The sequence below is a fragment of the Micromonospora xinjiangensis genome (genome assembly GCF_056150165.1).
The window spans coordinates 74,773-93,844 of the sequence record NZ_JAXCFO010000005.1 but is presented as its reverse complement, the minus strand read 5'-3'; the positions used below and the strand labels follow the sequence as shown (position 1 = coordinate 93,844).

General features: G+C 74.3%; 17 protein-coding genes. 10 read left to right on the top strand and 7 right to left on the bottom strand.

Annotated elements, in window-relative coordinates; all coding sequences use genetic code 11:
* Nucleotides 1-157 precede the first annotated feature (157 nt).
* Nucleotides 158-1,336 carry a dephospho-CoA kinase gene (gene coaE, locus SM573_RS19340; protein ID WP_474614671.1) on the top strand — a complete coding sequence of 393 codons (1,179 nt, stop codon included), beginning with the start codon at nt 158-160 and terminating at the stop codon, nt 1,334-1,336.
* 146 nt (nt 1,337-1,482) lie between these two features.
* Here coaE and SM573_RS19335 read toward each other — a convergent pair whose 3' ends face one another.
* Nucleotides 1,483-3,000 carry a hypothetical protein gene (locus SM573_RS19335; protein WP_474616741.1) on the bottom strand — a complete coding sequence of 506 codons (1,518 nt, stop codon included), beginning with the start codon at nt 2,998-3,000 and terminating at the stop codon, nt 1,483-1,485.
* Between the two features lie 298 nt (nt 3,001-3,298).
* Here SM573_RS19335 and uvrB point away from each other — a divergent pair, with 298 nt between their 5' ends.
* From uvrB to SM573_RS19315, 4 genes are all read left to right on the top strand, one after another.
* Nucleotides 3,299-5,410, top strand: a complete 2,112-nt coding sequence (gene uvrB, locus SM573_RS19330; RefSeq protein ID WP_474614673.1) for an excinuclease ABC subunit UvrB — start codon at nt 3,299-3,301, stop codon at nt 5,408-5,410.
* 16 nt (nt 5,411-5,426) lie between these two features.
* Entirely contained in the window at nt 5,427-6,344 is a 918-nt protein-coding gene (locus SM573_RS19325; RefSeq protein WP_474616740.1) for a helix-turn-helix domain-containing protein, read from the top strand.
* A 228-nt stretch (nt 6,345-6,572) separates the two neighbouring features.
* Nucleotides 6,573-6,941 (top strand): VOC family protein, encoded by a 369-nt coding sequence (locus SM573_RS19320; RefSeq protein WP_474614675.1) that lies wholly within the window; start codon nt 6,573-6,575, stop codon nt 6,939-6,941.
* 173 nt (nt 6,942-7,114) lie between these two features.
* Nucleotides 7,115-7,975 (top strand): helix-turn-helix domain-containing protein, encoded by an 861-nt coding sequence (locus SM573_RS19315; RefSeq protein WP_474616739.1) that lies wholly within the window; start codon nt 7,115-7,117, stop codon nt 7,973-7,975.
* 146 nt (nt 7,976-8,121) lie between these two features.
* Here SM573_RS19315 and SM573_RS19310 read toward each other — a convergent pair whose 3' ends face one another.
* On the bottom strand, nt 8,122-8,415 hold the full coding sequence (locus SM573_RS19310; RefSeq protein ID WP_474614677.1) for an antibiotic biosynthesis monooxygenase family protein: 294 nt from the start codon (nt 8,413-8,415) through the stop codon (nt 8,122-8,124).
* A gap of 92 nt (nt 8,416-8,507) precedes the next feature.
* On the opposite strand from SM573_RS19310, the gene pnuC reads away from it, so the two are divergent.
* The 3 genes from pnuC to SM573_RS19295 all read left to right on the top strand — a co-directional run bounded on the left by pnuC (nt 8,508) and on the right by SM573_RS19295 (nt 11,560).
* The gene (gene pnuC / locus SM573_RS19305; protein ID WP_474616738.1) at nt 8,508-9,170 is read left to right on the top strand and encodes a nicotinamide riboside transporter PnuC; all 663 of its coding nucleotides are present in this window, start codon (nt 8,508-8,510) and stop codon (nt 9,168-9,170) included.
* Nucleotides 9,167-10,273 carry an AAA family ATPase gene (locus SM573_RS19300; RefSeq protein ID WP_474616737.1) on the top strand — a complete coding sequence of 369 codons (1,107 nt, stop codon included), beginning with the start codon at nt 9,167-9,169 and terminating at the stop codon, nt 10,271-10,273. Before pnuC ends, SM573_RS19300 begins: the two co-directional genes overlap by 4 nt.
* A 288-nt stretch (nt 10,274-10,561) precedes the next feature.
* Nucleotides 10,562-11,560: a TerC family protein gene (locus SM573_RS19295; RefSeq protein WP_474614680.1), complete on the top strand. Its 999-nt coding sequence runs from the start codon at nt 10,562-10,564 to the stop codon at nt 11,558-11,560.
* A 164-nt stretch (nt 11,561-11,724) separates the two neighbouring features.
* Here SM573_RS19295 and SM573_RS19290 read toward each other — a convergent pair whose 3' ends face one another.
* Together SM573_RS19290 and SM573_RS19285 are read right to left on the bottom strand one after the other, a co-directional pair.
* On the bottom strand, nt 11,725-12,651 hold the full coding sequence (locus SM573_RS19290; RefSeq protein WP_474614681.1) for a C40 family peptidase: 927 nt from the start codon (nt 12,649-12,651) through the stop codon (nt 11,725-11,727).
* 83 nt (nt 12,652-12,734) lie between these two features.
* Nucleotides 12,735-13,808 (bottom strand): mandelate racemase/muconate lactonizing enzyme family protein, encoded by a 1,074-nt coding sequence (locus SM573_RS19285; RefSeq protein ID WP_474616736.1) that lies wholly within the window; start codon nt 13,806-13,808, stop codon nt 12,735-12,737.
* Nucleotides 13,809-13,920: 112 nt separating this feature from the next.
* Between SM573_RS19285 and SM573_RS19280 the strand changes: the two genes are divergently transcribed.
* Nucleotides 13,921-14,718: a tyrosine-protein phosphatase gene (locus tag SM573_RS19280; protein ID WP_474614724.1), complete on the top strand. Its 798-nt coding sequence runs from the start codon at nt 13,921-13,923 to the stop codon at nt 14,716-14,718.
* Here the strand turns inward: SM573_RS19280 and SM573_RS19275 are convergent.
* Both SM573_RS19275 and SM573_RS19270 read right to left on the bottom strand, forming a co-directional pair.
* Nucleotides 14,687-15,388, bottom strand: coding sequence for a lysoplasmalogenase (locus SM573_RS19275; protein ID WP_474616735.1), 702 nt, complete (start codon nt 15,386-15,388; stop codon nt 14,687-14,689). The genes SM573_RS19280 and SM573_RS19275 overlap by 32 nt on opposite strands.
* A gap of 101 nt (nt 15,389-15,489) precedes the next feature.
* The gene (locus tag SM573_RS19270; RefSeq protein WP_474614684.1) at nt 15,490-16,329 is read right to left on the bottom strand and encodes a serine hydrolase; all 840 of its coding nucleotides are present in this window, start codon (nt 16,327-16,329) and stop codon (nt 15,490-15,492) included.
* Between the two features lie 72 nt (nt 16,330-16,401).
* On the opposite strand from SM573_RS19270, the gene SM573_RS19265 reads away from it, so the two are divergent.
* Nucleotides 16,402-17,121, top strand: a complete 720-nt coding sequence (locus SM573_RS19265; RefSeq protein WP_474616734.1) for a class I SAM-dependent methyltransferase — start codon at nt 16,402-16,404, stop codon at nt 17,119-17,121.
* Nucleotides 17,122-17,126: 5 nt separating this feature from the next.
* Here the strand turns inward: SM573_RS19265 and typA are convergent, their stop codons facing one another.
* On the bottom strand, nt 17,127-18,995 hold the full coding sequence (typA, locus tag SM573_RS19260) for a translational GTPase TypA (RefSeq protein ID WP_474614686.1): 1,869 nt from the start codon (nt 18,993-18,995) through the stop codon (nt 17,127-17,129).
* Nucleotides 18,996-19,072 lie beyond the last annotated feature (77 nt).

Here is a 19,072-nt window from a genome sequence, read left to right as displayed (position 1 = left end):
GATCCGCGTGATCGCCGGGGGCGGGGCCTTCGCCGTTGCGGGCGCGCTCTCCGCTGTCGCCCTCTCGCGATCGCCCTGCGCCCCCCGACGGGGGCGGACGGTGGCCGTCGCCCGGGGTGCGTTTGGTCTGCCGGGCGTGATCCGGTTGACTAGGGCCGTGCTGATGGTGGGTTTGACCGGGGGGATCGGGTCGGGCAAGAGCGCCGTGGCGGCGCGGCTCGCCGAGCGGGGCGCCGTGCTGATCGACTCGGACCGGATCGCCCGGGAGGTCGTCGCTCCCGGCACCCCCGGCCTCGCCGAGATCGTCGAGGCGTTCTCGCCGAGGGTGCTGGCCGACGACGGCAGCCTCGACCGCGCCGCACTGGGCGCGATCGTCTTCGCCGACCAGTCCGCCCGCCGCCGGCTGGAGGCGATCACCCACCCCCGGGTACGCGCCCGCACCGCCGAACTCGCCGCCGCGGCGGCGCCCGACGCGATCGTCGTCAACGACGTGCCGCTCCTGGTCGAGGTGGGGCTCGCGCCCACGTACCACCTGGTGGTCGTGGTGGAGACGGCCGTGCCGATCCGGTTGGAGCGGCTCTCCCGCGACCGGGGGATGGATCGGGCGGAGGCCGAGCGGCGGATCGCCGCGCAGGCCGACGACGCCCGCCGGCGCGCGGCGGCCGACGTGCTGCTGCGCAACGACGGCAGCCGGGCGGAGCTGGACTCGGCGGTCGACGCCCTCTGGCGTGACCGGCTGCTGCCCTACGAGCGCAACGTGCGCGAGCGGCGGGTGGCCGGGCCGCCGCGCGTCGAGCTGACCGAGCCCGACCCGACCTGGCCGCAGCAGTACGCCCGCCTGGCCGCCCGGATCCGGCACGCGCTCGCCCCGGCCGATCCGCGGGTCGACCACATCGGCTCCACGGCGGTGCCCGGCCTGGCCGCGACGGACGTCATCGACATCCAGCTCACCGTGGCGTCGCTGGCCGACGCGGACGCGCTCGCGCCGAGGCTGGCCGCCGCCGGGTTCCCGCGGGTGCCGGGCGAGTGGTGGGACAACCCGCGCCCGGCCGGCAGCGGTCACTGGGAGAAACGGCTGCACGCCAGCGCCGACCCCGGCCGGCCGGTGCACCTGCACGTCCGGGTGGCCGACTCACCGGGGTGGCGGTACGCGCTGCTGATGCGCGACCACCTGCGCGCCGATCCCGGGCAGCGGGCCGCGTACCTGCTGCTCAAGCGGGAACTGGAGGCGTCGGCGCCGCACGGCGTCGCGGACACCACGGCGCGGGACCCGTGGTTCGACGAGGAGTGCCTGCGGGCCGAGGAGTGGGCCGCGCAGACCGGCTGGCGGCCCTGAGGCCGGCCGGCACCGCCCGGCGGCGTGCCGCCACCCGCCCGCTCCACGAGGTGCCGCCACCCGCCCTCGGCGACGTGCCGGTCCACCGCCGCCGGCCAGAGGTGTTGTCGTCCCGCCGCCGCCCCGGGGGAGGCGACCTCCGTGTCTCAGCGCGCGGCCCGGGTCGTCCCGGCGGGGCGTTTCGGCGCGGGCAGCGCCGGCACCGAGCCGGGACGCAGGTCGAGTTGCGCCCACGCGCCGGGCCGGGTGAGCAGCTCCAGCCGACGCAGCAGCCCGTCCCGGTCGATCCAGTAGCGCAGCAGGTGCCGTCCGGTACGCACCTCGACGACGTCCACCGCCTCGTCCGCGAGGCTGTCCTCCCGTAGCCGCACGGCGGTGCCGCCCGGCGCCCTCCGCCCGGCGTCGAGCGCCCCGTCGACCAGCACGGCGAGTTCGTCCGGTTCGGCCGCGCCGGTTCGCCAACCGGCGTCGGCCGGGGGTGGCAGCGGGGGTTGCTCCGGCTTCTCCGGGTCACCGTCGGCCGGCACCTGGGCCTGGGACGCGCCGGCCGCGTCCCGCCGCAGCAGGGTCCGCCGGTGCGGTACGCCGAGGTCCGCCACCGCCAGGTAGGCGGTGCGGCCGGTCCAGGTGAGCCAGCCCGTGCCCCGTAGGTTGGTCTCCCGGCCGATCGGTGCGGTGAGGCTCACCGTGGCGCCCTGCCGGGCGCGCAGCCGCTGGGGGAGGCGCGCCAGCCGGGTCTGCTCCTCGGCGGTGAGGGCCCGGGGCAGGCCGGGGCGGCCGCCCAGGGCGTCGACCGGGCGGAGGGTCGGCCGGTCCGTCCGGTTCAGGTTCACGGTCACCGCCCCGGGGCCGGCCAGCCGCGCGGTCAGCCGGTGCAGCCGTGCGTCCCGGTCGATCCAGTAGCGCGGCTGGCCGTCGGGCTCACCGGCGGGCTCCTGGCCGGGCAGGGGCGCCTGGACGACGTCGACCGGCCCGGCCGCGGTGGTCTCCTCGGCGACCCGGCGGGCGCTGGCGGCGGCCGCGTCCGGGCGGTCCGCGGCGAGGTCGAAGAGCAGCTTCAGGACGGGCGCGAGAGGGCTGTCGGCGGGCAGTTCGTGAAGCCGCCAGCGGTCTTGCGGCGGGACCAGCGGAGGCGGGGCCGCCGTGGGGACGGCCGCCGGGTCCGGGCGAATCACCAGCACCGTGGGAGTGGCCTGGAGCAGCCCCCGCTCGGCGCCCGCGCCGGGACCACCGACGTCCAGGTAGAGCAGCGGGCGGGACCAGTCGACCCAGCCGACCAACTCCGTGCGGCCGCCGTCGGCGCCGAACGTCACGTGCACCCCGGTGCGCAGGTCACGGTAGTTGGTGACCCGCATCGCGGCCAGCCGTTCGGCCTCCGCGGCGGAGAGCGCGCGCGGTGGGTCCGGCGGCTCGGGGGCCCAGCTGAGCAGCCCGAGCACCAGTCCCACGGCGGAGAGGGCGGCGAGCAGGCCGAGCAGCAGCATCAGGCGGCGCCGGCGGCGGGCGGTGACCTTGGGCAGCAGCCCGGTGTCGTCGGGCCCCGTGGCGCCGGTGCCGGGCGGAGCGACCGCGACGCTCGGCAGGGCACGGCTCGGGCCGGTGCGTGCGGTCGGAGGCGTGGCCGCGGGATCCGGGCCGGAGGCACGGGATCGTGAGGTGTCCACGGTTGTTGAACGGCCGGGACGCGGGGGAGTGACGAGTGGGGCGCTCGCGGCGGCCGGTGCGCCTCAGGCGCGACCACGTCGGGTGCGCACGCCGGGCAACCGGGTGCTGCGGACCACCGTGCCGGGGGCGACCTCGCGCCGGTGTGTCGGCCCGGCCGCCGGCCCGGTCGGCCGCCGCGAGCGGCCTACGTGAAGAGCCTAGCGGGGTGGCATGTGCCACACAATGGGAATATCGAAGCTGATCACGTACCTTCCGTGGCGGCGGATTCTGTCGGACCGGCGGCGTACCGTTGAGGTCATGGCGCTCGACATTCCCCGGCTGGACGGCCGCTTCCAGGTCGTCAGCGAGTTCCAGCCCGCCGGCGACCAGCCGGCGGCCATCGACGACCTGGAGCGGCGGGTCCGGCGCGGCGACCGCAACACCGTCCTGCTCGGCGCCACCGGCACCGGCAAGAGCGCCACCACGGCCTGGCTCATCGAGCGGCTGCAGCGGCCGACGCTGGTGCTGGCGCCCAACAAGACGCTCTGCGCGCAGCTGGCCAAGGAGTTCAGCGAGCTGCTGCCGCACAACGCCGTCGAATACTTCGTCTCCTACTACGACTACTACCAGCCCGAGGCCTACATCCCGCAGACCGACACCTACATCGAGAAGGACTCCTCGATCAACGAGGAGGTCGAGCGGCTGCGGCACTCGGCGACCATGTCGCTGCTGACCCGCCGCGACGTGGTCGTGGTGGCCACGGTGTCGGCGATCTACGGCCTGGGCACCCCGGAGGAGTACCTCGACCGGGCGGTCCGGGTGGCCGTGGGGCAGGAGGTCGACCGTGACCAGCTGCTGCGCCGCCTGGTCGACATCCAATACACCCGCAACGACATGGCCTTCAACCGGGGCACCTTCCGGGTCCGGGGCGACACGCTGGAGATCATCCCGGCGTACGAGGAGCTGGCCGTCCGGATCGAGCTGTTCGGCGACGAGGTGGAGAAGCTCTACTACCTCAACCCGCTCACCGGTGACGTGGTGCGCGAGGTCGACCACCTGCTGATCTTCCCGGCCACGCACTACGCGGCCGGCCCGGAGCGGATGGAGCGGGCGATCCGCGACATCGAGACCGAGCTGGGCGAGCGGTTGGCCGAGCTGGAGCGGCAGGGCAAGCTGCTGGAGGCCCAGCGACTGCGGATGCGCACGACCTACGACATCGAGATGATGCGCCAGGTGGGCTTCTGCTCCGGCATCGAGAACTACTCGATGCACATCGACGGCCGGCTGCCCGGCAGCCCGCCGCACTGCCTGCTCGACTACTTCCCCGACGACTTCCTCACCGTCATCGACGAGTCGCACGTGACGATCCCGCAGATCGGCGGCATGTACGAGGGCGACGCCTCCCGCAAGCGGATGCTCATCGACCACGGGTTCCGCCTGCCCAGCGCGGCCGACAACCGGCCGCTGCGGTTCGACGAGTTCCTGGAGCGGGTCGGCCAGATGGTCTTCCTCTCCGCCACCCCCGGTCCCTGGGAGCTGGAGCAGGCGCAGGGCGAGTTCGTCGAGCAGGTGATCCGACCGACCGGCCTCATCGACCCCGAGGTCATCGTCAAGCCCACCAAGGGCCAGATCGACGACCTCATGCACGAGATCAAGCTGCGCACCGAGCGCGACGAGCGGGTGCTGGTCACCACTCTCACCAAGAAGATGGCCGAGGACCTCTCCGACTACCTGCTCGAGAACGGCATCCGGGTGCGTTACCTGCACTCGGAGGTCGACACGTTGCGCCGTGTCGAGCTGCTGCGGGAGCTGCGCAAGGGCGACTACGACGTGTTGGTCGGCATCAACCTGCTCCGCGAGGGTCTCGACCTGCCCGAGGTGTCGCTGGTGGCGATCCTCGACGCCGACAAGGAGGGCTTCCTGCGCAGCGGCCGGTCGCTGATCCAGACGATCGGCCGGGCGGCCCGTAACGTCTCCGGCCAGGTGCACATGTACGCCGACAAGATCACGCCGTCGATGGCGGACGCGATCGAGGAGACCAACCGGCGCCGGGCCAAGCAGATCGCGCACAACGAGGCGCACGGCATCAGCCCCGAGCCGCTGCGCAAGAAGATCCACGACATCCTCGACGACATCTACCGCGAGGCGGAGGACACCGAGCAGAGCACCCGTGTGGGTGGCGCCGTGCGACAGCTGTCGCGGGGCAAGGCGCCGGTCAAGGAGACCCGCAGCCGTGGCCGGGCGGCCACCGCCACCCCCTCGCGGGAGGGCATGGCCCGGGCCGACCTGGCGCAGCTCATCCAGGAGCTCAACGACCAGATGCTCGCCGCCGCGCGGGAGCTGCAGTTCGAGTTGGCCGCCCGCATCCGTGACGAGATCGCCGATCTCAAGAAGGAACTGCGGGGCATGGACGTCGCTGGCGTGAAGTGAGCCCGGGCCCTCGACGATGACCGACGCGCCGGTCGCCGAGGTGGTCCCGGGGCTGCCGCGGGAGCGGCTGCGCCCGTACGTCGACCGGTACGTCGGCTACCGCGAGCGGGCCGACGTGCCGCTGGTACGCCGCGAGGTGGCCGGGGCCTTCGTGGTGCTCATCCTCGGTTGGGGCGCGCCGCTCGACGTGGTCGACCCGCGCAGCGTCGAGCGCAGCGCCCACCGGGTCGACTCCTTCGTGGCCGGCACGTTCGACCGCTGGTGCCGCACGCGCACCGTCGGGGTGGGCGAGGGCGTCGAGCTGCTGCTCGCCCCGCTGGCCGCCCGCCGGATCCTCGGCCTGCCCATGGGCGAGCTGGCCAACCGCGCCGTGGACGTGGCGACACTGCCGGGCGACTGGCTCGACCGGCTGCGCCGGCGGCTCGCCGAGGCACCGGGCTGGCCCGACCGGTTCGCGCTCCTCGACGCGGCGATCGCCGCCCGGCTGGTCGACTCCCCACCGGTGGATCCCCGGATCGCGTGGGCGTGGCGGCGGCTGGCCGCGAGCGGCGGGCGGCTCGGGGTCGGGTCGCTCGCCGACGAGCTGGGCTGGAGCCGGCGGCACCTGGCCACCCGGTTCCGGCACGAGATCGGCCTGACCCCGAAGACCACCGCCCGGCTGCTGCGGTTCCAGCGGGCGTACGCCGCGCTGAACGGGCCGTCGCCGGCCGCCGCGCTGGCGGGGGCGTCCACGGGGCCGCCGGGAGGGCCGTGCGCCGGGCCCGCGGTGGCGCTGCCGGGCGTACCGTCCGCCGCGTCGCGCGGCCGGGTGCCGGCCGGTGGCTGGGCCGAGGTGGCGGTGCGCTGCGGCTACTACGACCAGTCCCACCTGATCCGGGACTTCCGCGAGTTCGCGGGTGACACCCCCGCCGCGCTGCTGGCGACCCACCGCTGAGGTGCCGGGAAGACGCCGGGGTCGCCGGCCGGGGGAGGCGCTGGCCGGCGGACCGCGGAGGAGCGGCCCCCGGGGTCCCGGCCCGCCGCCGAGCCCACGGCTGGGCAGCGGGTGGCCCGGTCCGTGCCGTGGCCGCGGGAGAGCGGGTCGTCGCGCCGAGCAGGCAGGGCGGGCACCAGGTCACATTCGTCCAATCGTCCGAGCCGCCGTCGCCGGCAGAATCGGCGCATGCGAACCGTGTATCCCGTCTTCCGCTACTCCGACCCCCGCGCCGCCATCGACTGGCTCCGCGCCGCGTTCGGCTTCGAGGTGCACGCCGTCCACGAGGGCCCGGACGGCGACGTCGCGCACGCCGAGCTCACCCTCGACACCGGAATGATCATGATCGGCGCGCGGGCAGAGCCCCGGCCGCGCCCCGCCGAGGACGACTGGGCCGTGTACGTCGCGATCGACGACGTGGACGCGCACTGCGCCCGCGCCCGCGCCGCCGGTGCCGAGATCATCCGGGAGCCCTTCGACACCGACTACGGTTCCCGCGACTACGCGGCCCGCGACCTCGACGGCAACGTGTGGAGCTTCGGGACCTACCGGCCCTGACACGAGGGCGTACCCGGCGACCGGGTCCACCTTCGCCGTGCACGGGCCGCCACCAGAAGCCGGAGCAGGAACCGAACGGCCCCTGCCCGACGCCCGAATGATTGCGTTGCGCAAGCGAGGTATTGCAGTGTGTGACGGTCCTGCGTACTCTCCCTCGGTGGGGAGGGCCGGGAATGCCGTTGCCAACGAGTCCTGTCATTCGCCGTGTGCGGCTCGGTGCCGAGCTGCGCCAACTGCGCCGCCGTGAGGCGTTGACCCTGGAGCAGGTCTGCGACCGGCTGGGGTGGGCGTCCACGTCGAAGCTGTCCCGCATCGAGCTGGGCCAGAGTCGTCCCGACCTGGCCGACGTGCTCGACCTGCTGGACGTCTACCAGGTGCCGGCGCCGCTGCGGGACCAGCTCATCGTCATCGCGCGGGACGCCGCCACGAGCCGGGGCTGGTGGAAGACGCTGGGCGAGATGGGGGAGCGGCAGCGCACGTACGCCGAGCTGGAGGCGGGCGCGGCGCAGATCGTCGAGTACCAGCCGGCCGTGGTGCCGGGGCTGTTGCAGGCGCCGCCGTACACCCGCCTGCGCGTCACCGCGGCCGCCGCGCTCGACCCGGAGCTGGACGTGGAGGCCGAGGTGCGCGCCCGGGGCGTGCGGCAGCAGGTGCTCCGGCGCGCGGACCCACCCCGGTACGAGGCCCTGCTGGCCGAGGCCGTCTGCGACCCGGACGGGACACCGGTCGAGGTCTGGCGGGAGCAGCTGCGCCACCTCGTCGCGCTGGCCGCCCTGCCGAACGTGACGATCCGGCTGCTGCCGCGGGGGGCGGCGGCGCGCGCCGGCCTGCATCCGCTCACGCCGTTCTCCTGCTACGCGTTTCCGGACCCGGCCGACCCGCGCACGGTGATGCTGGAGACGCTCACCACGGACGTGCGGCTGGCCACCGTCGCCGACGTCGACCGCTACGAGCGCGTCACGCGGACGCTGCTCGACGTGGCACTGCCGGCGGACGAGACGGTGACCGTGCTGGCCCGCGCCGTCGGCGACTGACCGCCCCGGGCGGCACCGGTCGAGTCGAGGCGCCGGCGGACGACGCGGCTCGCGCGACCACCGGGCCCGGCGCCCCCGAGCCCGTCGGGACCGGTGACCCGCGCGTGCGTCCGACGATAGGACAGGGGTACGACAGCGTCGTGCCGTCAGGCCGGCACGTCGGTGAAGTGCTCGACCACGGGCGGGTTGGCGAAGTGCGGGCCGATGAGCGCGCGCCACCGGTCGAACCGCTCGGTGGCGCGGAAGTTCTCGTTGTGCGCCTCGACGGAGTCCCACTCGACCAGCAGCACGAACCGGGACGGGGATTCGATCCCCCGGGTCATCCGCACCGACCGGCACCCGGGCGTGCCGGCGAGCACCGGGTGCCCCTGGGCGTACGCGGCCGCGAACGCGTCCTCGTGGCCGGGCAGTACGTCGATGAGCGCAACCTCAAGCACCATGCGGCTAGCCTCCCACGCGCCTCGCGCCGGCCGGAGCGGGGTCTGTCCACCGGGCCGCGTCGGCCCTAGGGTGGCCGACGGGAGGAACACGAATGATCGACTGGCTCACCGGGACGGCCTTCACCCTGGCCGGCACCGGCACCACCTGGGCGGAGCTGCTGGGCTTCGTCACCGGCGTGGTGAACGTCTGGCTGGTGGCCCGGCAGCGCATCGCCAACTGGCCGGTGGGCATCGCCAACGTGCTGCTGCTCATGCTCCTGTTCTGGACCGCCGGCCTGTACGCCGACGCCGGGCTCCAGATCGTCTACGTCGGACTGGGCCTGTACGGCTGGTGGCACTGGCTCTTCGGCGGCGCCCAGCGCAACCAGCTCCCGGTGAGCCGGACGGGGCGGGCCGAGTGGCTGGGGTTGGCCGTCGCCGGGCTGGTGTTCACGGGCGGGCTCTGGGCCCTGCTGGCCCGGGCGACGGACTCCACCGTGCCGTTGCCCGACGCGCTGACCACGGCGCTGTCCCTGCTCGCGACGTACGGCCAGACGCGCAAGCGGGTGGAGAGCTGGTGGCTGTGGATCACCGCCGATCTGATCTACATCCCGCTCTACGCGTACAAGGGGCTCTACCTGACCTCCGCCCTGTACGTGGTCTTCCTGGCGCTGTGCGTGCTCGGCCTGCGGGCCTGGCGGGCGGACCTGGGCCGGGCGGGTTGGCCGCCGGCCCGCCCGACGGAGGGCGTGACCCCGGCCGGCCTGGGCCGGTGACCGGCGCGGGGAGGGCGCGCCGGCCGGTGCCGGAGTTCGGGCACGGCATGGTGGTGGGCAAGTTCTATCCGCCGCACGCCGGGCACCACGCCCTGATCGCCGCCGCGGCCGCCCGCTGCGCGGAGGTCACCGTCGTGGTGGCGCCCTCGCGGCGGGAGTCGATACCGCTCGGGCTCCGGCTCGACTGGCTGCGCGAGGTGCACGCCGACACGCCCTGGGTCCGGTTCGTGGGCCGGTACGACGACCACCCGGTGAACTACGCCGATCCGGCGGTGTGGGACGCCCACTGCGCGGTGTTCCGGGAGGCCGTCGGCGGCCGGCGGGTGGACGCCGTGTTCTCCTCGGAGTCGTACGGCGGGGAGCTGGCCCGGCGGTTCGACGCCGTACCCGTGGCGGTGGACCCGGACCGGCGGGCCGTGCCCGTCTCCGGCACCGCCGTGCGCGCGGACCCGGTGGCGCACTGGCACCGGCTGGCCCCGCCGGTGCGGGCGTGGTTCGTCAAGCGCGTCGTCGTCGTGGGCGCCGAGTCGACGGGCACCACCACCATGGCCGCCGCGCTCGCCGCCCACTACGGCACCGCCTGGGTGCCCGAGTACGGCCGGGAGCTGACCGCCCGCAAGCTCGCCCGGCTTCGGGAGCGGCGCCCGGAGGCGACGGTGTTCGACGTCACCTGGGACCGCGACGACTTCCTGGAGGTCGTCCGCGAGCAGCGGGCCGCCGAGGACGCGGCGGCCCGCTCCTGCGGCCCCCTGCTGGTCTGCGACACGGACGCCCGGGCGACCGCCGTGTGGGAGGAGCGGTACCTGGGCTCGTCGTCGTCGGCGGTGCGGGCGGCGGCCCGGCGTCCGGCGCTGTACCTGCTGACCGACCATCGGGACGTGCCGTTCAAGGACGACGGGCTGCGCGACGGCGCACACCTGCGGGCGTGGATGACCGACCGGTTCCGGGCCGAGCTGGCCGGTTGCGGAGTGCCGGTGGTCGAGCTGAGCGGCCCGCACTCGGAGCGGTTGGTCCGGGCGGTGGCCGCCTGCGACGCGCTGCTGGCCGCCGGCTGGACCCTCGCGGAGCCCCTGCTCCCACCCGTTCATGACCCAGCCTCCTAGGACGCTCTAGGCGATGTGAGGCCGTGGTGGCCGGCACCACCACCGCCCGAGGTGCGCTCGGCGGACGGGGTGCGCCACAATGGTGATCGAGGAGGGGAGTATTCCCCCGCGGCGGAGTCGTCAGCACGGTCGTCACCCGAGGGTGCCGACCCGGCCCCGCCGGTCGCCGCTGCCAGTGGTGACGGAAGAGACCTCCGACAGTCACCACAGCGAGCGTTGCCGGCACACCGCGCCCGGACGGGGCGTACGGTGTGCCGGACGCACGCGTGTCTGCCGGAGGAATGAGCATTGAACGTGTCCGGGCTGGTGTGGGCGGGGACGCTCGTCGCACTGACTGCGATCCTGCTGGTCGACCTGCTCGTCATCGGCCGGCGCCCCCACGAGCCGAGCGTGCGCGAGTCGAGCCTGTGGGTCGGCTTCTACGTGGGCCTGGCCCTGCTCTTCGGGGCGGGGGTGTGGCTGACCGCCGGCGCGAGCCCGGCCGGCCAGTTCTACACGGGCTGGCTGACCGAGTACAGCCTCTCCGTGGACAACCTCTTCGTCTTCGTGATCATCATGTCGCGGTTCGGGGTGCCCCGGCCGTACCAGCAGAAGGTGCTGCTCATCGGCATCGTGCTGGCGCTCGTCATGCGCGGTGGCTTCATCGCGGCGGGCGCGGCGCTGATCTCCCAGTTCTCCTGGGTCTTCTACATCTTCGGCGCCTTCCTCATCTACACGGCGATCAACCTGGCCCGACAGGGTGAGCCGGACGAGGACGAGTTCTCCGAGAACGTGCTGATCCGGTGGAGCCGCAAGGCGCTGCCCGTCTCCAAGACGTACGACGGGGCCCGGTTCGTCACCCACGAGAACGGCCGGCGGCTCTTCACCCCGCTGCTGATCGTGATGATCGCGATCGGCACCACCGACCTGATCTTCGCGCTGGACTCGATCCCGGCGATCTTCGGGATCACGCAGGAGGCGTACCTGGTCTTCACCGCCAACGTCTTCGCGCTGATGGGCCTGCGGCAGCTGTACTTCCTGCTCGGCGGTCTGCTGGACCGGCTGATCTACCTCAGCTACGGCCTCGCGGTGGTGCTGGGCTTCATCGGCGTCAAGCTGGTCCTCGAGGCCCTGGCCGACAACAACCTGCCGTTCATCAACGGCGGGGAGCACGTCGGCTGGGCGCCGCACATCCCGATCTGGCTCTCCCTGCTGGTGATCCTCGGGACGCTGCTGGTGGCCACCGCGGCCAGCCTCGTCAAGTCGGCTCGGGACCGGCGGCGGGCGCTGGCCGAGGCGCGCGGCTGACCGGCCGGTCGAGCGACGAACGCAGCGAGGGGCGCCCTCCCGGACCGGGAGGGCGCCCCTCGTCGCGTAGGGCGAGTCGAGCGGTCAGGAGCGCGGACCGCGGTGCCGCGCGGCCGTCAGGAGCGGGGCCGGCCGCGGCCGCCGGAAGCGGCGGCCGGACGCCCTCAGACGCGGTGGGCGCCGACGAGCGTGGCGGCGCGGTCGGCGGGCAGCGCCTCCTCCAGGACCCGGCGCTGCCGGTAGCAGGCGTGCAGCATCCGCCGGTCACCGCTGTCGCGGGGCTCCGCGGTGACGATCCCGATGTGGTGGATCTTGCGGCCGGGCCGGGCGAAGAAGTACAGGTCGCCGGGGCGTTCGTCGCCGAGGGGGAGTGGTGTGGTGGCCGCGGCCTGGTCGTCGGCGTCCCGGGGCAGCTGCACCCCGAACCGGCGCCACGCCAGGTGCACGAGGCCGGAGCAGTCGATTCCGTAGGCCGACACCCCGCCCCAGATGTAGACCACGTGCAGCAGGCGGTGCGCCACCGCCAGCACCTCCGCCGCCGACGGCGGGGTCACCGGCACCGGCGCCAGGTGGGCGTCGGGCAGCCAGAGCGGGTCCGCGTGCCCCGCGGCGTGCACCGGACGCCAGCCCTCGCGGGCCGGCCCGGCCGGGGCGAGGCGGGTGCCGAGGATGATCCCGGGTAGCGCCACCGGCCCCCCGGGCGCGGTGTGCAGTGCGCTGACCGTGGCGTCGACCACCAGCGAGGCGTCGACGGTCGTCGGTGTGGCCGCCTCGGCCGGGGCGAGCTGGTCGACGGGGAGCCAGCCGGGATAGCCGCGCGGGTCGAGCTTGGCGGCGGGCTGCTCCACGGCGATCACGTGCGCCCAGCCGTCGGATCGCAGGTCGGTGACGAGGACGCGCTCGCCGAGCAGCAGCTGGCTCAGCACGCAGTCGCCGACCTGCTGGTCGCTGTCCATGCCCGAGATCCAGGCGGGAATGTCGGTGCGCGCGGCGATGGCCGGGCGGTCGATGGGGCGTACCGCGTCGGGGGACGTCCAGAGCGTCGCGACCGCGACCCGGACGACGGCCTCGCGGCCCTCTTGCAGCTCCACGTCCACCCCCAGCTCGCGAACACCGTCTCCGCGACCCTATGAAAGAAACCGCCGACGCTCAATCCGCCGGGTGAATCTTTGCTTCACCCAACGGAGGTGATGCCGAGGCCGGGCGCGTCCGGCAACACGACCGTCGCGCCGTCGTAACGGAGGCCGCCGCGCACCGGTGAGCGGGCCAGCCACCAGGCGGCGTCCAGGTCGGGCACGGCGGTGGTGCCGTACGCGGCGACGAGGCTCGCCGCCGCCCCGATGCCCACCTCGCTCTCCATCATGGAGCCGACGACCGTGCCGAGGCCATGGGCGGCGGCCAGTTCGAGCAGCGTGCGGGCCGGGTGCAGCCCCCCGCACTTGGCCAGCTTCACGTTGACCAGGTCGGCCGCGCGCCGGCGGATCACCTCCACCAGGTCGCGGACCCCGAACACCGCCTCGTCGGCGAGGATCGGCACGTCGACCCGGTCACTGACCCAGGCCAGGCCGTCCAGGTCCCAGCGGGCCACGGGCTGCTCGACGAGTTCCACGTCCAGGCCGGCGTCCTCGATGCCGCGGATCACCCGGACCGCCTCCCGGGCCGTCCAGCCCTGGTTGGCGTCGAGCCGGATCCGCACGTCCGGGCCGACCGCCTCGCGTACCGCCCGGACCCGGTCGAGGTCACCGGCCGCGTCGGTGCCGACCTTCAGCTTGAGCACATCGAAGCCCTCGGCGCGGCGCTTGCCGGCGGTCTCCGCCAGGTCCGCCGCCTCGCCCGCGGCGAGCGTGACGTCGGTGGGCACGGTGAGCGCGGTGCCGCCGAGCAGCCGCACCAGGGGCACGCCGAGCCGCCGGGCGGCGAGATCGTGCAGCGCCACGTCGACGGCCATCTTCGCGGCCTCGTTGCCGACCACGGCCCGCTGGATCTCGGTGCAGCGGGCGACGAGCTGGTCCGGGTCCCGGCCGGTGACCAGGGGCGCGAGCAGCTGCCGGACGCACGCCTCGGAGCCGTCGATGGAGGCCCCGGTCACCTGCCACACCTGCGGCGCCTCGCCGAAACCGGAGCGGCCGTCGGTGTCGACCACCTCCACGACCAGGGTGTCCACGGTGGTCGTCCGGCGCAGCGCGGTGACGAACGGGGTGTGCAGGGGTGCGGTGAGCCGGTGGGTGCGTACCGCGGCGATCGTCATGTGCGGCACCCTATACGCAGATCACCTGGGCGGGAGGGGCCGCGTGAGCGAGCGAACCATCGGGCACGGTGCGGGTGAGCCACCCGCCGTCGCCGCGGCGGGAGGCGTCGGCGTGCACGTGCCGAGCTGGAAACTGGTGGGTGCGCCCAACGCGCGAGACCTGGGCGGCCTCGTCGGCGCGGACGGCCGGCGGGTGCGTACCGGGCGCCTGATCCGCACACCGGCCCTGGGGCGGTTGACCGACGAGGACCTCCCGGTGCTCGGCCGGCTGGCGCCGGCCTGCGTGGTCGACCTGCGGGACCACTCCGAGGTCGCGGTCGCACCCGCGGACCGGCTGGTCGGGGAGCCGCGGCTGGTGCACCTGCCGGTGCACGATCCGGAGCATCCGGTGTTCACGTACGTCTCCGCGGTGCTGCTCGGCCACGACCTGTCGGCGTACGCGGAGCTGGCCCGGCAGGGGACGCCGGCGGCGATGGCCGCGATCTACCGCTGGTTCGTCACGGGCGAGTCGGCGCGGGCGGGCTTCGCCGAGGCGGTGCGGTTGGCGGCCCGGGCGGAGAACCTGCCGCTGGTGTACCACTGCTCGGCGGGCAAGGACCGCACCGGCTGGCTCACGGTGATCCTGCTGACCGCGCTGGGCGTGGCCGAGGCGGAGATCCGGGCCGAGTACCTGCGCAACAACGAGCTGACCGAGAGCCTGCGGGCGGTCCTCGTCGAGGCGATGCGGCGCCGGCAGCCGGAGCTGGACGTCGAGGCGGTGCTGCCGGTGCTGGAGGTGCGCCCGGAGTATCTCGACGCCGGCTACGAGGAGGTGCGCCGGGTGCACGGCTCGTTCGACGCGTACCTGCGGGACGGGCTCGGGGTGACCGACGAGGTCGTCACGGCCCTGCGGGCGCAGCTGCTGGAGTGACCGGCAGGGGCGGCGGGGCCGGGCTGCGGGCGGCCAGTCCGGCGACGATGAGCGCCTGCCCCGCGGCGTACGTGCCCATGACCAGCACGGGCGCGCCGGGCGGGTCGAAGACGCCGGCCACGCCGGTGGCGATGAGCAGGTCGGAGACGAGGAAGAGCGCCCCGCCGAGACCCACCCGCGGGCCGTGGGCGGCGGCGGTGGTGGCCATGGTGGCCAGCGCGACGGCGTAGCCGGCGACCGGCACCGCGAGCCCCGCGTCGGCCAGGCCCGGCCACATCCAGGCGAGCGCGGCGACGGTCAGCACCGCGTAACCGAGGGGCACCGCGAGCAGCGGCGGACGGCGCAGCGCGGTGGCGCCGCCGCCGCGGGTGAACGCCGCTATGTAGCAGAGGTGCGCGCCGAGGAAGAGCGCCATGCCGGTGAGGAACCAGCCGGTGCCGGCGCCGAGCAGGGCCACGTCGCCGCCGGTGGAGAGGGCCAGGGCGGCCAGGACGAGCCGTCGCGGAGGGTGGCCGCGTTCGCCGGCGGCCCGCCAGAGGTAGCCGGCGAGCAGGGGCATCAGCAGCGGCTTGGTGACCATCTCGCCGACGCCCGTGCCGGTCGCGTTGGCGGCCAGGTTCGCCGCGGCCACCACGACGAAGGCGGTCAGGAGGAGGCGGCTGCGGGGCATCGGCGGCTCCGGGGTGCGGGGGTACGGGCAGCGTAGCGTCGCCGGTGCCGTCCCGGGAGTCTCGTCGGGCGGGACCGCGTCCACCCCGGCGTGCGGTCGACCTACAGGTCGTGGCGGGCCGCCCAGACGAGGGCGGAGATGTCGGCGACCAGCTCGCAGGCGTCCTCGTCGTCGCGGGCACCGTCGTCGCTGGTGCAGACGACCACCACGTACGGCGGCGCGTCGTCGGGAAAGACGACGCCCGCGCCGTGCCGGACGCCGCGAACCCAGCCGTTCTTGTGCGCGATCCGGGTGTTCGGCGGCAGGCCGGCGGCGAGGTCCTCGCGGTGCTCCTGGGCGGCGAGCACGTCCAGCATGGCCGCGCAGGCGGCCGGGGAGGTGATCGGGCCGGGGCGGGTGGCGCCGGCCGCGAGGGCGCCGAGCAGGGCGGCCAGGTCGGCGGCGGTGACCAGGTTGGTGACACCGGCGTCGCGGGCGGCGAAGTCCTCGATGCCCCGGCCGGTGACACTGTGCCGGGCGCCGGCGAGCCGCCAGACCTCGGCCACCGCGGGCAGGCCGACGTGACCGAGGACGATGTTCGTGGCGAGGTTGCTCGACCGGACGATCATCCGGTGGGCGAGCCAGCGCAGCGGCGCGGTCTCGCCGAGGCGCTCCCAGACCGCCTCGTCGTTGTCGTAGTGCCGGGCGCAGGAGAACCGGGGGGCGCCGGGCAGCGCCGAGTCGAACTCGTTCGCCACCGGCACCGGGGTGTCCAGGTCGAGGGTGCCCGCCTCGGCGGCCCGGTGCAGGGCGGCGAGCACGGCGACCTTCATGGTGCTCGCCGCGTAGTGGGTGGCGTCCGGCTTCCGGGTCCAGGTGGGTGCGGTGTCGAGCCGTCCCGCGTACGCCGAGACGGTGCCGGGCACCCGGTCCAGCCGAGCGTCGAGGTCAACCCAGGTCATGCCGGTGACCGTAGCGGATCATGGGAGGTGGCGGGGCTGCGGCCCGGCCGGCCGCGGGTCTAGCGTGCGGGAATGACGACCGCCGCGTACGACGCCATCGCCGACTGGTACGAACGGTTCGCCTCCGACACCTCGACCGGCTACATGGACCGGGTCCGTGGCCGGCTCGCCGATCTGCTCGGCACCGGCGGCGGTCGCCGGTGCCTCGACCTCTGCTGCGGCACCGGGGTGCACGCCGTCGAGCTGCGCCGGCTCGGCTGGGAGCCGGTGGGTGTGGACCTGTCGGCCGGGCAGCTGCGGCACGCCCGCCGGCGGCTGCCCGTGGCGCGGGCCGACGCGGCCCGGTTGCCGGTCGCCGACGCGAGCGTGCCCGCCGTGATCTGCGTGCTCGGGCACACCGACGTGCCCGACTACCGTGCGGTGATCGCGGAGGCCGCCCGGGTCCTGGCGCCCGGTGGCCGCTTCGTCCACGTCGGTGTGCACCCGTGCTTCGTCGGCGCGTTCGCCGACCGGTCCGATCCGGCGCGCGCGGTGATCGACGCCGGGTACGCCGACCGGGAGCGCACGTTCCGCGCCTGGAACCCGAGCGGTGTGCGGGCCCGGGTGGGCGCGTGGCACGTCCCCCTGGCCGACCTGCTGAACGCGGTGGCCGACGCCGGCCTGCTCCTGACCGCGGTGCGGGAGTCCGGCGCCACGCCGATCCCCGACGTCCTGGCGCTGGCGGCCACCAACCCTGACCTGGGCAGGCGGGAGCCCGGCCCGCCGGGGGCGGGCCGGGCTCCGGGTGGCTGAGCGGGTCAGCCGGCGTGCTTGCGGCGGGCCGCCATCCGGCCCCGCTGGGTCTGGTCCAGCACCACCTTGCGGATACGGACCGCGGCGGGGGTCACCTCGACGCACTCGTCCTCGCGGCAGAACTCCAGCGCCTGCTCCAGCGACAGCTTCCGCGGCGGGATCAGCTTCTCGGTCTCGTCGGCGGTCGACGAGCGCATGTTGGTGAGCTTCTTCTCCTTGGTGATGTTGACGTCCATGTCGTCGGAGCGGGAGTTCTCCCCGACGATCATGCCCTCGTACACCTCGGTGCCCGGCTCGACGAAGAGCTGGCCGCGCTCCTGGAGGTTGGTCATGGCGAACGCGGTGACCGCGCCGGACCGGTCGGCCACGAGCGAACCGTTGTTGCGGGTACGCAGCTCGCCGAACCACGGCTCGTAGGACTCGAAGACGTGGTGCAGGATGCCCGTGCCCCGGGTCTCGGTCAGGAACTCCGTGCGGAAGCCGATCAGGCCCCGGGCCGGGACCAGCCACTCCATGCGGATCCAGCCGGTGCCGTGGTTGACGAGCTGCTCCATGCGGCCCTTGCGGGTCGCCAGCAGCTGGGTGATCGCGCCCAGGTACTCCTCCGGGGCGTCGATGGTGAGCCGCTCCACCGGCTCGCAGGTCTTGCCGTCGATCTCCTTGGTGACGACCTGCGGCTTGCCGACGGTCAGCTCGAACTGCTCCCGGCGCATCTGCTCGACCAGGATCGCCAGGGCCAGCTCACCGCGGCCCTGCACCTCCCAGGCGTCGGGGCGCTCGGTGGGCAGCACCCGCAGCGACACGTTGCCGACGAGCTCCTTGTCGAGCCGGTCCTTCACCATCCGGGCGGTGACCTTGGCGCCCTTGACCCGCCCGACCAGCGGGGAGGTGTTGGTGCCGATGGTCATCGAGATGGCGGGCTCGTCGACGGTGATCAGCGGCAGCGGGACGGGGTTCTCCGCGTCCGCGAGGGTCTCACCGATCATGATCTCCGGGATGCCGGCGACCGCGATGATGTCGCCCGGGCCGGCGGACTCGGCGGGCTTGCGCTCCAGACCCTCGGTCATGAGCAGCTCGGAGATGCGGACCCGCTGGGTGCTGCCGTCCGTGCGGCACCAGGCCACGGTCTGGCCCTTGCTGATGGTGCCCTGGCGGACCCGGCACAGCGCCAGCCGGCCCAGGAACGGCGACGCGTCCAGGTTGGTGACGTGCGCCTGCAGGGGCGCGTCCTCCTCGTACGCCGGTGCCGGGATGGTGTCCAGCAGGGTGCGGAAGAGGGGCTCGAGGTTGTGGCTGTCGTCCGGCACGGCCCCGTCGGCGGGCTGGGTCAGCGAGGCGATGCCGTCGCGGGCGCAGGCGTAGACGATCGGGAAGTCGATCTGCTCCTCGTCGGCGTCCAGGTCGAGGAAGAGCTCGTAGGTGTCGTCCACGACCTCCTTGATCCGGGCGTCCGGACGGTCCACCTTGTTGATCACGAGGATGATCGGGAGCCGGGCCCGCAGCGCCTTGCGGAGCACGAAACGGGTCTGCGGCAGCGGACCCTCGCTCGCGTCGACGAGCAGGACGACCCCGTCGACCATGGTGAGGCCGCGCTCGACCTCGCCGCCGAAGTCGGCGTGGCCGGGGGTGTCGATGATGTTGATGGTCACCGGGTCCGAGCCGTCGGCGGGCAGGTAGCGCACGCCGGTGTTCTTGGCCAGGATCGTGATGCCCTTCTCCCGCTCCAGGTCCATGGAGTCCATGACCCGTTCGGCCACCTCGGCCCGGGGTCCGAACGCGCCGGCCTGCCGCAACATGGCGTCGACCAGGGTCGTCTTGCCGTGGTCGACGTGGGCGATGATGGCGACGTTGCGAAGGTCGGTGCGTAGCTGCATACCCTCCATACTCTCCTGTCCGCGGTTGCCGGTGCCCCCTCGGGGTCATCCCCCGCAAGGCCCGGATCTGTGGTGAA